The organism is Herpetosiphon sp., assembly GCF_003512625.1.
In the GTDB taxonomy this organism is placed as follows: Bacteria; Chloroflexota; Chloroflexia; order Chloroflexales; family Herpetosiphonaceae; genus Herpetosiphon; species Herpetosiphon aurantiacus.
Window position 1 is genome coordinate 275,857 of the sequence record NZ_DOPT01000059.1, and the last position, 12,804, is coordinate 288,660.

The following is a 12,804-nucleotide window of genomic DNA, read 5'->3' on the forward strand; positions in this document are numbered from 1 at the left end:
ATCGCAATCAAAAAAACCTAAGGTTTTAGGAGGGCTCGCAACTATGTCAGATTTAGCAGCTTTTTACACCAAACACTTTGATGAAATTATCGACACTACGATCGAATTAATTCAAGCCAATGTGGTTGAATATAGCAAAATGGCGCGTGATGAGCTTAAAAAGCGAGCTGTTGCCGCCATCGATGCATTAATTCGCGATTTACGTGAGCCAGATATCCATGCCTACCAACAACATATGCGAGCGATAAGCTATGAGCGCTTCCGCCAAAATATTCCATTAAATAGCGTTCAACAAGTCTTGCGCAGCATTAATCAAGCGACCTCCAATACATTTCGCAAATACTATGCTGAAGATCCCATCCTTTTGCTCGAAATGGTCGAACGCCTGCATGAGCTAACCGAAGAAGGTATGATGGGCATGTTCAATGGCTATGAAGATGCCCAAATCGAAATTATCTCCAACCAAGAATCTGCCTTAGCCGAAGTTTCATCACCAATCGTGCCAGTTTATGGTGGAATTCTGGTGTTGCCACTGATTGGCTCAGTTGATTCGCGGCGAGCTGGCCAAATTATGGAAGCCCTGCTCGAAGCAATCAACACCTATAGCGCCGATGTCGTGATTTTGGATATTACGGGTGTTCCGGTGATCGATACTGGCGTTGCCAATTATCTCCTCCAAGCTGCTCGTGCTGCACGTTTGCTCGGCTCGACCGTGGTGCTGGTGGGGATTGGCGCTGAAATTGCCCAAACGATTGTTCAATTGGGCATCGATTTGACTGGGATTGTTACCCGCGCCAACCTGCAAGCCGGAGTTGAATATGCGCTCGAATTGCAAGGCCTAGCGATTCGCCCGCGCTAAACATTAATTGCCTGAGCCACGTCATTTTTTGGTTTGGCGTGGCCTAGCCTTTGGCGATAATTTGGCCGACCGCAGCTTGCAGGGTTGCGGCGGTCGCGACATGCTGCAAATCAGCGCCCATTCCAACCAAGGCTTGAGCGACCTCAGGTCGTACCCCGATTAATGTTGTTTGAGCACCAAGCAAATAGGCGGCCCGCAACATTCGCTGCATGCCAATTGCACCTTCAGCATCGATCAATTGAACTCCGGTCAAATCTATCAGCAAACGTTGAACTGGCTGCTGATTCAATGATTCCATCAAAACCCGTTGACATTCAATAATTCGCTGCTGATCAAGTACCCCGATCAGGGGTAGAACCAGCACGCCCGGCAAAACCGGAATCGTTGGAAATGAGAGCGCCTGAACTGCTTGAGTCAATTGATTACGTTGGATTTGTTCCTGCTCAAGTTGTTCTACCATTACGCTCAAGCGCCGCCGTTCCTGCTCCAACAAAGCCGTGTGCCGCTCCAACTCGGTAATATCCCGAATGAACAACATCGTACCTTGGCTCTGTCCAGCGCTATCCAAAATTGGTGATACTGCATTTTCTAGCAAGCGCAAAGGGTTGCCCAAGGCCAGCGTTTGAGTAAAAGCTTGGATTTGCGGCTGCGCTAATGCTTTAGCCAAAGCCGCAACATCATCAACTGCAACTCCAATCGTTTGAAATGCCTGTTGAAGTGGTTGCTGAGTTTGCAAACCAAGCTGGTGGGCCGCATTATTGAGATAAACAATCATTCCTTCGCGATCAACGACCACCATCGCTTCGCTCATGGTTTGCAAAGCCTGCTGCACCGCTACTTGTTTGGTCTGAAACAAACTGCCACGCAAAACAATGTAGGTCAAACTTAAAACCAAGGGCAACGTTTGTAGCACACTTGCCAACTGGCCACTTGGCTCAAGCTTGACAATCCCCAATACCGAGTTGGTCAATGCTGAAAAGAGAATTGCAAAAGCCAACCAACTAATGGAGCGGCGGGTTGCTGGTTGTCTCCAAAATGCCATGCCTAACAATCCAAGCTGCACCAACCACCCAAGGCTAAATAAAGCCAACATCAAACCCGCCGCTGGCCCAGCGATAGGCCGATAGCTGCCATTGGCTAATTCGATCCCAGTGGTAAACCAGCCAAATTGCCCAATCAAATCAAGTGCTAATAAGCCAATCGATAGGCCATAAACCAATGAAATCGAGCGAATTGGGCGTGAGCCTTCCCACCATTGTGGCATAAACAACGCTGCAAACAAAAGCAACATCAACCAACAAAGCAACCCCAGGCTCACCAGGGCAATCCCAACCAACCCATACGAGGTAGCATGATCAGTTGTTAGATTACGGGCAAGCGCCGTGCTATTAATGACTATCAAGCATAGGGTTAACCCAAAAAAGATTCGGGCTGGGCGATAATGGCTAGATCGGGCCAAAATAAACGTGCCCAAAGCCGTTTCAAGCATCACAAATACCAAATTAATCCAATAAGCAAGCATCTATTTTTGATCCTAGGTTGATTGGTGTAACAACTGTATGATAGCGGATCGTCTAGAGCTTGCCCATCCTTTGTAGCTGCCTATTGAGGTAGATTTTGCCAATTGTAATGCTTTGCTCATCCAGCCCATGTTCCGCCAACCGGAGAATAATCAGTGCATGCTAGATCTTGGTTGTCTAGAACGAACTATCTTAAAGCTGTTCAATCATCTAGCATGCCTATGCGTTTATCAATTTACCGATTGAACTTACGCCATGGCTTAGCCCGATACCAAACAACCAAGGTTATCGCCACCGAAAAGAGTATTACCACACTCCAACCGATTTGATCAGCATCACTAAAATCGACCCGCAAAAAAACCATGAGAAATATATTCAGCAATAGCAAGCTACTTCCAGTAATTGCTAAAGTTCCCAGCGCATACATCCTTTGCCAAATAAATGGACTCAGCAGTAGCAAACCGATCGGAAGCCAAATAAATGTTGCATAATCTAATTCATATCTTGGATCATCAAGCCACCAACGGACAATTTTTGAAGCACTAAAAATAGTTAGAAAGACCATCAGCGAATACAACCCAATATTGACGAGATACAGGGATTGTTGTAAACAACCATACTGCCAGCGGCTGGTTTTTGGTACATGATACATTTAGAACTGCTCCTTCCTACAAACACCTCTGTATTGTTCTTCAGCCAATATAATTGTTTCTTTGGCTTTGACATCATTGACCATTCCACACCATCCCGCCAGCGCCTCATGGATTTTATCGATATCACCCTCTTGTAGCATTGATTCAGGTATTTGCTGGGCAAATATTTTGATGTCATCGTGAAGTTGTTGGATTCGAGCACGATTGGCTGGACTAACTAAACTTTCCTCTTTAATAGAGCTATGAATTTGATTTATTTTGGATGGATAATATATAAATAAATTCACAAATCCAACACCATTACCAGAAGAGGTGAGACTTAAATTCCACCAAGGTTTGATAGGCCAGTTTAAAGCAGAATCGTAGTTATAGATAAATTGCGTTGATAATTGACAATATAGTTCGGCATTTGAAAGGTATTCTAGCACATACGCCTGATTATTCTGATCAGCTGCACTCATAGCAAAGCTAAGTTCTTCAACACATTTATACCAACTAAACCACAATGATTCACCAGTTGTCGCAATTTGCCCATACTGACGAGCTTGTACCACTTGCAAGTTATGATTGATTGTATAACTGTAAAAACTAAGCACCAAACAGCTCAGGGCTAAAGCGGCCATTAACCAACGTTGAATTGCGGTCATATGAGCTCCTTTGTTGCACCATAACAATAGCCTACTGTTTATCGCAGGCCACTGTTATAGCTATTCAAACTACCTACTTATTACAAGGCCCACTCTTATAATCAATTAAGAATATTTTATTATATAAACCCTTATTTAGCTCTTTTTTGGTTACCTTATCATATAAGGGGATATGCCAGAATATCTTTAGTTGCATATCTTTATTGACGGTTTGTTTTTTACAAGTAACAGATACCAACACCATAAAATAATTTTTTCGATTAACTAATACAGATTGTTGAAATGGAACCCGTAAAACTTTCATTTTTGTATTGGGATTATCATCCCAGTCGTTGAGGATCATACTATTTGATAAAGCTGGTTTATCATCCATAGCTGGTGTACCTTCTGGGAAAAGTTGAGATACATCACCGACTGAGATTGGGGTTGAGTAGAATTTTGAAACTAAGTCAATAGATGTAATTAAGTGACCCATAAATTGATCAAACCAAAGTGTATTGTTTTTAAATATAGCCGCCTCACCTCCAAATATTACATGACTCAGGTAATCACCTTGTGCTGAATTACCAGTTAAACCATTGCCCGAAGAGACAAACTTAACTGTTACCGGATCGTCCTTAGAGCCTAAGCTCACGCCTGCATTATCCTCATCATAGATATCACATGAATGGTCGGGCCAAGATTGGCCAGGGGTAACGTATCCATTCGTTACTGAGCCAAGAACTTCTAATTGGCTTCCAAAATTACCTTCATTTACGCCAATATCGTATGGCTTTGTAACCACAACCCCAAAAGTAAGTTGTTGGAATAACGAACAATCTTCACCAATAGTTCTGCGAGTCCAAGTCCACTTCTTTTCATCTGGGTCGCCCAATGCCTCGAAGGTTGATTCAGGCTCCACAAGTTTGCCAAACCAATAATCGCTGCCATACTCAGCAGGGCTAAGCGAACTAGCTTGGAATATTGGGTTTAGCAGCATATTGCTTGAGTCATTCAGCCCAAGATCGATCAGCGTGGCTTCGCGTGTTCCTTGGCGTTGCAGATATAACGATAGATTTTCGTTGATGATTGAAGGATTAGTTTGCGGACCAAATGGCTGTTGGCGGAACGCCAAATACAAAGCATCAAAGGTTCGAGTAGTATCTTGAAGCTCAGCCACCACATCACCAGGTGTACCAAGGTTCGAATGATAGAGATCGCCAGTCAAGGCAAATGGGTAGCTCGTATTACCATAATATACTTCTCCCGCTAGATCGATATATTCATCATAGACAACGAGCGAGGTAATGGTCATGGTCGCAGTTGTCGTAGGACCACCAAATTCAGTAAGTGGGACATTCAGGTAGGTTGTGCCAGTCGTTGCGATCGGATTTGTAAGGGTTGCACGTGGGCTGAGCAGCGCTACTTTATCAATCCGCACGATTGGAGCAGAAACCAAATCTGGCCCAACAAAGCGAATTTTGATCGTTTGGTTTTGGAATTGCTGAATTGGCAACTGCGCGATCTTCCAGCCATCGTTCAGGCTAGCGCGTAATTGATTCTGATCGATCCGGGTAACAGTTGTAAAATTTGCTCCAGATAACACTTCCATAGCTAAATAGTGTCGTGCATTCCCCTGATCTTTGTTGCCAACTTGGTAGACAAAGCGTAAAAATTGGCTATCGCTCGCCACTTCAACACTTGAACTGGTTAGTTGTTGAGCATTCTGGGTCATTTCAATAAATGAATAGTCAGGAGCCTGCTGGGTGACCTGCTTGCTCCGCTGTGGGCCTGCAATCAGTTGAAGCTGATCGAGCCATACAATTGCGTCGTTGCTGGTGTGGCTCTTGAATTGCAATTTAATCGTTTGGCCTTGGAATTGTGCCAGATCAAGTTGGGCTTGGAGCCAGCCATTATTCGCAGTGCCATAGACTAATTTGGCATCAATTGGGGTAATGACAGTAAAGTCATCAGTACTCAGCACATGCACTTTAATAAATGAGCGTGCATTTGGATCACTTAGCTGGGCTTTGTAGTTAAATTGGAGGGTTTGGGTATCGGTAGGAACCTGCCACGCATCACTGGTTATAGTTGCATTATTTCCAGTAAATCGAACCGCTTGGCCACTGGTTCCTGCACTTTCTAAACTGATTGGTGTGTGTTCGCTGACCGACCAACCTGCCAAGATTTGACCAACCTGGAAATTATCGAGGCGTAAATAGGCTTTATTTTGGGCTTCTAGCTGAAACCGGACTTTAATCGTTTGGCCTTGGAAGCGCTGCAAATCAATTGCCAGCCGTTGCCAACCTTGATTGGTTGAGCCACTCAGATAATTTTTTGGTAGCAGTGTTGCAACTTCGAAATGATCGCCACTTAAGACACTGATGGCAACTGATTGGCGAGCAGCATTATCATGGCTATGGCCTGCTTGATAATCAAACCGTACCTGTTGGGCGGTCAGTGGCACAGTGAAACCAAATGAGGTGAGCTGTGTAGCATTGCCATGCACATAGACATGATTTGGATATTGCTCATGCGTATCAAAGCTAACCAATTGATGATTACTAACGTGCCAGCCGGGTACATCTTGCATAACCTGTAATTGCCTAATTTGGCTGCTAGGTTTGCCTAAACTTGCATTAGTAAATTGAAGTTTAATAGTTTTACCCCGATAGCCTACCAGATCGATTTTCCCAAGTTGCCAACCTGCTTGCTGCGAGCTGATAAATTCATGGCCCTTTGGTAGTTCGCGGATCTCAAAGGCTTCGCCACTGAGAATTGCAACTTGAAGTGATCGGGTTGTGTTGGGATTATCAAGATCGCCAAGCATATATTCAAAATGAACACTGGTAGTCGCTGCTGGCACTAAGAAATCAATGCTTGTAGCTTTCGTTTTGATTCCCTGTAGGTTAATTGGCGTTTGTTCTAATACGGATACTAGTTGTTTGGGTTGTTCAAAAGCGGCATTTTCAATCACATCAAAGCCAACAAAGCCTTGCTCGAAGTCAGTATTTAATGGATGTATATCAGCGTTAGAAGGTAGACTATGAGTACGTACAAAACTCGCGTTGGAGATATCCCATCCAGGCACGGCCCAATTCAGCATGAAACGATCAAGTGAAGTAACTTGTGGCTCGGTTGGCCACCAATCATTGACAATTTTAATTTTAATCATTTGACCGCGAAATGCTTGTACGTCTACTACCGCTTCACGCCAGCCATCGGTTAATCTTCCACCCAAGGTTCCTTGATCAATGCGGGTTACCGTGGTGAAGCTAGGGCCACTCAAAATATCAACAAACAGCGGTGCATGCCCATCATTGAGCCAACGTCCAGTTCGATAGTTGAAAGAAAGGCTCTGCGTCTGATAGGTAATATTGATCGGCATTGAGGTGAGATTGGCGTTTGCTCCCGTAATGACGGCATGTGCCCCAATCAGAGCGTCATTTTGAATCGCAAATTCGCCAACTGTTGATAGTTCCCAATCGGGGATCTCTTGGGTTAGCTGGATATTCCGTACTTGCGCCGAGGGTTGATCGGTCCACCACCAGTCGTTAATAAAGCGAAGTTTGATGGTTTGGCCCCGAAACGCTTGAATATTTAATGCGCCATTTTGCCAACCAAGCCGATATTGACTCTTAATGCGACTATTACTAATGTTGGTAACGGTAGCGAAGTTTGCCCCACTCAATACTTCGATATGCAGTGGTGTAATACTATCGGCAGTTTTACGGCCAACCATATATTCAAAGCGCAACATTTGCGTAGTTTCGGGCACAGTTACGGAATCGGTCGTAAAAGATTGATTAGCATTTGTGATGCTGAATGATTCAGGATTGATCATTGCCAGAACCTCACGGTCACGGGCAAATTCGCAATTTAGCGGGTAATTTGTATGCGGTAAGGCTTGATTGGTATGCTTAACGCTGGCATTTTGTGGCTGGTTTGGCGTTGGCTCTAAATCTGGTAGTTCAAGGCTTGCGGCTGGTTCTGGGCATGGATCGGCTTCTACATTAAGCGTAGAGGATTCGCCATCATCAGAATCAAGCAATAGATCATTTAATGGTGCTTGATTGGCGGTTGGGTGAGCCTTGGGCGCAGTTGATTGTGCTGGGGTTGAAGGGACGATACCAATCATCATACTACTTACAATCAACATACTCATAACACGGCGTATTGGAATCATCGGAGCCTTCCTTGTTTTGCTAGAAGCTGACAATCGTAGCGCTACCCCAACCCTAGATACACAAACCTAGTATTTTTGGCATGACACGATCAAATTGGCTCAAATTAGGTCAATTGGGCTAGTATGAGGAATCCATGTGGGATCTATATAGTAGGACTTTTAGCCATGTCGAAATAACCAACGACGAATATCTAGGTGCGACGTAAACCAACCAGCGGCTTTAAAACAAAGCAGTGTTGCGTGATAACCAAAGCTGTAGCTCGAATCTATGAATCATTACCATACGACAACCAATCAGAGAGTGCATGAGTAAAAAGGCTACTTTTTACTTGACACAGAACGCATGTTCTACTATACTCACAGCCAGCATATTTGTTCTCAAATGGTTGACTCACAGGAGGTTCGCTATGGCCATCACAAGTCGCGATCTACGTTCAGCGGAGGTTGTGCGCCGCACGAGACCTACCACCGTGATTACCTTACCGCAAACGCGGCAGCGGTATAGCAGTCGCTCAGTGGGCTTTGGTGTGCATAACAAATTTGCTTATGCCATCTGTATTATTTTGGCGTTGTTCTTAGCTAATGCCATGTTCAGCCCAATTGTTTCGTGGTTCAAGGTTAAATACGATGATGTGAAATATGGCCGCCCACGCACGATGCAAACCACCGCCTTTGTCGGCCACGATGAAACCAATGGCTTGCCTTCACACTTTGTCGCAATGAATATGGAACGCCGAATTGTGATTGTTGAAATGCCTGGTGGTGATCCAGCTAAAGCCCGAACGATTGTTGGCCCATATCTCTTTGGGGCCGGCGAAGATTTGACCCCTGTTAGCTTGCGCTTTGCCGATGTCAATGCTGACCAACGTTTGGATATGTTGGTGAGCGTCAAACAAGAAGAGATGGTCTATATCAATGATGCGAGCAGCAATCAATTTCGCATGATCACCAGCGAAGAGCTAGCCAAACTGCAACAATAGGTATCAACGATTTCAGGGTAACCGAGAGTCAACAGCAAATATGTGAGTATCTACACCAATTCAGAGTCGCAACTGCGGCTCTGAATTTTTTATAGTTTGGTAAGTACTATCGCTCTAGCCCGATTGAAGATCAATTAATCACCGCGAAAATTGCGCAGCGTGCTAGCTAAACAAAGCATTAGAATCGCCTAAAAACGCTTGACATATCAATAGTTTGCACTATACTTCACAATATCAATTAAGCTGCGCGACGGGGCGCGAGCCTCGGTTGGGCAGCCTCAAATTCGCTTGGCAAGAGCGGCTCGTTTTGTGGTGTTTCCAAAGGAGTGTGCGGGATGGACATCTCCCCCAACGCAATTCCCGATGTTGTAGTGCGGCGATTGCCAATTTACGCACGTAGCCTGAGTTATTTGGCTGAAGAAGGTGTTCGTTCGGTTTCCTCACAGGAGTTAGGCGAACGAATTGGGGTTACTGCCGCTCAAATTCGTAAAGATCTTTCTTATTTTGGTGAATTTGGCAAGCAAGGCATTGGCTATAACGTCGAGTATTTGCTGGGACATATTCGACGGATTTTGGGTTTGCACGAAGTTTGGCCCGTGGTGTTGGTTGGGGTCGGGCCACTTGGCCAGGCTATCGCCCGCTACGAGGGCTTTCGTACCCGTGGCATCGACATTATTGGGGTTTTCGATAACGATACCTCGAAAATTGGTTTGCAACTAGGCCGCAACACCGTCCAGCCCGATTCCGATTTACCTAAAATTTTGCAAGAGCATAATATTCGCTTGGCGATTGTGGCTGTGCCAGCGGTTCGCGCTCAAGAAGTCGTCGATGTATTGGTGCAAAACGGGGTTCAAGGCATTTTGAATTACGCGCCAATTGTGGTGCAAACCCCCGATAATGTTTGGGTGCGCCATATCGATCCAGTAGCATTGTTGCATAGCATGACCTATTATCTTTCGCGTGAAGATGAACACCACGCCATGAACGAGCATTGAGCTAGCGATCAACCCTGGCTCAGCAAAATGGCTAGTTGTTGCAAAAGTTGCTCAATCTGCCCCTCAAGTTTACGTCGCCCAAGCCCCAAACGGCCAGCGATGGTTTGTTGGGCAACCCCATGCAGCAAAAGCCCTAGCAAACGGGCTTGCTCGCTTTCCAATAATGGCAAACATGCCCGTAATGCAACATGAGCGGCGGTTGACCCGCCAAATTCATGTTGTAAATTTAACCCTGCTTGTCGCCCTTGCTCACCCACATGAAACCCCGCTGTGAGCACCGCCAATAGATTGCGTACATCCTCAATCTGCCAAACTCGTCGCGGCGGGCGTTGTTGTAGTTCCAATAAATTTAGCACATCGAGCTGGCCTTGGCGAAACGCGACTGCGCTAATTTCGTCGCTGAGGGTGGGCATTGGCTGGGTGATTAATTCGGCAAGCCATTGGGCTTTGAGTGGGGTTAGTGGTTTGCTCAGCACGGCGCTACAACCAGTAGCCAGCGCCGCCCATTCACGTTGTGGCGTTAATTCGCTGCTGATCGCCACCAAATGCACCGGAGCATGCCGTCCTTGGGCGACGGCATCGCTAATTGCTGCCGCCAAAACTGTGCTTTCCAAGCGTGGCAAGGTTGGGTCGGGCAACTTAATATCCAACAAGCCTAACATGGGTTGCTTGGTTTGATCGTGTTCGAACCAATGCCATGCTTGGCGAATTGAACGCCAAATTGTTACTTCGAAGCCTGCTTCTTGCAACAACAGCTCAGCTAAAGTGGCATGAACTTCACTATCTTCGACCACAAATGCACGATAGCTCACCGATAATCCTCCTGAAAAGCTAGGCTGATAGGCGGGGCAATTGAATACAAGCCCAAGCACCTTGGCGATTTTCGAGCTGAAGTCTGGCTCCAATCAGGCTGAGATTGGCCAAAACGCCGCGTAAACCAAAGCCATAGCCACGCCCATCGCTGCTGCTTGGGGCTAAATCGAGCACATGCTGGGGAAAGCCAGCCCCATTGTCGTGAATAATCAGGTTAATCTGCTCAGCATGTGGCTCAACAATTAAGCGAATCTGCTGGCCGCCATGATCAAGGCTATTTTTCAAGAGATTATAAATCGCCCGACCAAGCAAGCGTTGGTTGGTGTCCACTTGCAGATTTTGAATATTAAGTTGAATTTGCGGTTTGTTGGCTTTTTGGGCAAAGGCGGCGCTGGCCTCTAAACGAGCAGTTTCAGCGCAACATAGTTCGGCTAAATCAACCGGAGTTTGTTGCAGCATGGCCCTGGTTTGTGCTCGGGCAATATCCAACAGATCGTGCATTTGCTGGCCGATATCTTCAATTTGTACCCGCAGCAAGTTCCATAATTGTGGGCGTTGTGGCTGTGATTCCAACACACTGATCAGGCCTGTGGCTCCATCGATCGGCGAACGCAGATCATGAATTGAGGAGCGCAACAGTTCGCGGAGAAATTCGGCTTCATCGCGGGCGTGGGTGGCCTCGCGTCGCGCTTGTTCGAGCCGTAGCGAAAGTTGTTGAGCTTCGCTCATCTCAACACTGATTCGTAGCAAAAATAATGGCAGTAGCAGCAGGGCAAAATTCAACTCGCCAGTGGCAATTGTGAAAGCTAAGCCACCAAGCAAAATCACATAGGGAATGCTGCGTTTGGCAAAGGTATCGATCGTTAGTTGATCGCTGCGAGGGCTGCTAGCGTTGGGGTGAATCGCCGCAGCGTGGGCTAAAATCAGCCAAGCCACGCAATATAATGCGCCAATCGGCAAGACAACCAGCTTGCTTCGGTCGAAAATCCAAGCCAAATCGACCAAGCTCAAGGCCAAAATGCCGCTGCTCAGTTGGCGAAATAGTTGTTGCCAGCGTTGAGGCTGTTGCTGACGAATCAGATCAAGTGCATACAGTAACGAAAGATCAGCGCCAACAAACAGGCCATCATACCAAGCGACATTTGGCACAACTTGGCGAATCGCGATGGTCGTGATAATCATCAAGCCAACGCTGAGGGCAAACCAATCGAGCACAATGCTACTACGGCGGCGTTGGCTAAACGGCAAACTGACAAAAAATGCCCCAGCCATCACCACGGTTGGCACATAAATAATGATTGGTAGCATAACTTGGCTCAAGCCTTTGATGCTAGTTAGCGAGCCACCTAAACCACGATAAAAGGCCAGCATGCCCCATTGCACCGCTAAAATCCGCCAGCCTTTAGCCAAGGCTGAATGCGGGCGTTGAATTGCAGGCAACCAAAAACGCCCGACACACACCAGCAAAATAATCACCTCAACCAGGCGGCTGATTGGGGCCGAACGTTTGCCGAGTGCGGGCCAAAGCAGGGCAGCTGCCAAATACAGCAAGGCGGCAGCATACCACCAACGACTATACAACAAGCGATTCCAGCGTTCGTGCATATGGCGATTGTACGCGAGGCTGCCCTTTGAGGCAATCGGGCCTAGCGTGAGCAAAGACGGCTTTTTGCTCACGCCCAAACGAGCATCAGTGATTGATGCCGATAATCGAGCGGCCAGCGCTCGGATTTAATAGAGAATTTGGGGTTGTTGGGCAGAATGTGGTTTGGTGCAAGCCAGCACGATTCAAGAAAGATAGCCACCACTCAATGGCGCTTGATCAATTAACCCTTGGCTCACGGCCCAATCGAAAAAGCTATGTAAGGCGGCCTTGGCAACTTCACGTTGTGCCAAACTGAGACTGCTCAAATAGGCTTGCACCCAGTAGGTTGAAATGCTATCGAGTTCGTTGGGATAGCCACTATCGATCCAGCGTTGGGCAAAATCGTCGAGATATTCGTTGTAATCGGCGGCCAGTTGCGGGCGGGTGCGCACCAACGTTCCAGCAAAACTATCCAAAGCGCCCAACAACGTGCGCTCGTGAACCAAAAGTTCTTGCATAGTCATCGTAACTCCAAACAATTCAAAATAAAGGCGCAGCCCACATCATTGGAGGCTGCGCTATAACTG

At 46.5% G+C, this 12,804-nt stretch carries 10 protein-coding genes; 3 read left to right on the forward strand and 7 right to left on the reverse strand.

The features are described 5' to 3' along the window. Positions 1 to 43: 43 nt before the first annotated feature. The gene (locus tag DEF47_RS13745) at positions 44 to 859 is read left to right on the forward strand and encodes an STAS domain-containing protein (protein WP_012191945.1); all 816 of its coding nucleotides are present in this window, start codon (positions 44 to 46) and stop codon (positions 857 to 859) included. A gap of 43 nt (positions 860 to 902) precedes the next feature. On the opposite strand, the gene DEF47_RS13750 is transcribed toward DEF47_RS13745, so the two are convergent. The 4 genes from DEF47_RS13750 to DEF47_RS13765 form a co-directional block, all read right to left on the reverse strand. Continuing rightward, complete coding sequence (locus DEF47_RS13750; protein ID WP_012191946.1) at positions 903 to 2,381, reverse strand: PAS domain-containing protein; 1,479 nt, start codon at positions 2,379 to 2,381, stop codon at positions 903 to 905. Positions 2,382 to 2,614: 233 nt separating this feature from the next. After that, positions 2,615 to 3,031 carry a hypothetical protein gene (locus DEF47_RS13755; protein WP_012191947.1) on the reverse strand — a complete coding sequence of 139 codons (417 nt, stop codon included), beginning with the start codon at positions 3,029 to 3,031 and terminating at the stop codon, positions 2,615 to 2,617. Next, a complete protein-coding gene (locus tag DEF47_RS13760; protein ID WP_012191948.1) occupies positions 3,032 to 3,679 on the reverse strand; it encodes a hypothetical protein in 648 nt (215 codons plus the stop codon). 73 nt (positions 3,680 to 3,752) lie between these two features. Continuing rightward, positions 3,753 to 7,844, reverse strand: a complete 4,092-nt coding sequence (locus DEF47_RS13765; RefSeq protein WP_012191949.1) for a hypothetical protein — start codon at positions 7,842 to 7,844, stop codon at positions 3,753 to 3,755. A gap of 407 nt (positions 7,845 to 8,251) precedes the next feature. On the opposite strand from DEF47_RS13765, the gene DEF47_RS13770 reads away from it, so the two are divergent. Beyond that, on the forward strand, positions 8,252 to 8,824 hold the full coding sequence (locus tag DEF47_RS13770; RefSeq protein ID WP_012191950.1) for a hypothetical protein: 573 nt from the start codon (positions 8,252 to 8,254) through the stop codon (positions 8,822 to 8,824). Positions 8,825 to 9,159: 335 nt separating this feature from the next. Next, positions 9,160 to 9,819 carry a redox-sensing transcriptional repressor Rex gene (locus DEF47_RS13775; RefSeq protein ID WP_012191951.1) on the forward strand — a complete coding sequence of 220 codons (660 nt, stop codon included), beginning with the start codon at positions 9,160 to 9,162 and terminating at the stop codon, positions 9,817 to 9,819. Between the two features lie 8 nt (positions 9,820 to 9,827). Here the strand turns inward: DEF47_RS13775 and DEF47_RS13780 are convergent, their stop codons facing one another. The 3 genes from DEF47_RS13780 to DEF47_RS13790 all read right to left on the reverse strand — a co-directional run bounded on the left by DEF47_RS13780 (position 9,828) and on the right by DEF47_RS13790 (position 12,741). Next, positions 9,828 to 10,631, reverse strand: coding sequence for a response regulator (locus tag DEF47_RS13780; RefSeq protein ID WP_012191952.1), 804 nt, complete (start codon positions 10,629 to 10,631; stop codon positions 9,828 to 9,830). A 19-nt stretch (positions 10,632 to 10,650) separates the two neighbouring features. After that, on the reverse strand, positions 10,651 to 12,237 hold the full coding sequence (locus DEF47_RS13785) for a sensor histidine kinase (protein WP_012191953.1): 1,587 nt from the start codon (positions 12,235 to 12,237) through the stop codon (positions 10,651 to 10,653). A 183-nt stretch (positions 12,238 to 12,420) separates the two neighbouring features. Continuing rightward, entirely contained in the window at positions 12,421 to 12,741 is a 321-nt protein-coding gene (locus DEF47_RS13790; RefSeq protein WP_012191954.1) for a site-specific integrase, read from the reverse strand. Positions 12,742 to 12,804: the final 63 nt, after the last annotated feature.

What these genes read in the sequence shown, in the direction of transcription:
- DEF47_RS13785 (WP_012191953.1), bottom strand. Translation starts at nt 12,237, where the DNA reads ATGCACGAACGCTGGAATCGCTTGTTGTATAGTCGTTGGTGGTATGCT.
- DEF47_RS13745 (WP_012191945.1), top strand. Translation starts at nt 44, where the DNA reads ATGTCAGATTTAGCAGCTTTTTACACCAAACACTTTGATGAAATTATC.
- DEF47_RS13770 (WP_012191950.1), top strand. Translation starts at nt 8,252, where the DNA reads ATGGCCATCACAAGTCGCGATCTACGTTCAGCGGAGGTTGTGCGCCGC.
- DEF47_RS13790 (WP_012191954.1), bottom strand. Translation starts at nt 12,741, where the DNA reads ATGACTATGCAAGAACTTTTGGTTCACGAGCGCACGTTGTTGGGCGCT.
- DEF47_RS13775 (WP_012191951.1), top strand. Translation starts at nt 9,160, where the DNA reads ATGGACATCTCCCCCAACGCAATTCCCGATGTTGTAGTGCGGCGATTG.
- DEF47_RS13765 (WP_012191949.1), bottom strand. Translation starts at nt 7,844, where the DNA reads ATGATTCCAATACGCCGTGTTATGAGTATGTTGATTGTAAGTAGTATG.
- DEF47_RS13760 (WP_012191948.1), bottom strand. Translation starts at nt 3,679, where the DNA reads ATGACCGCAATTCAACGTTGGTTAATGGCCGCTTTAGCCCTGAGCTGT.
- DEF47_RS13750 (WP_012191946.1), bottom strand. Translation starts at nt 2,381, where the DNA reads ATGCTTGCTTATTGGATTAATTTGGTATTTGTGATGCTTGAAACGGCT.
- DEF47_RS13755 (WP_012191947.1), bottom strand. Translation starts at nt 3,031, where the DNA reads ATGTATCATGTACCAAAAACCAGCCGCTGGCAGTATGGTTGTTTACAA.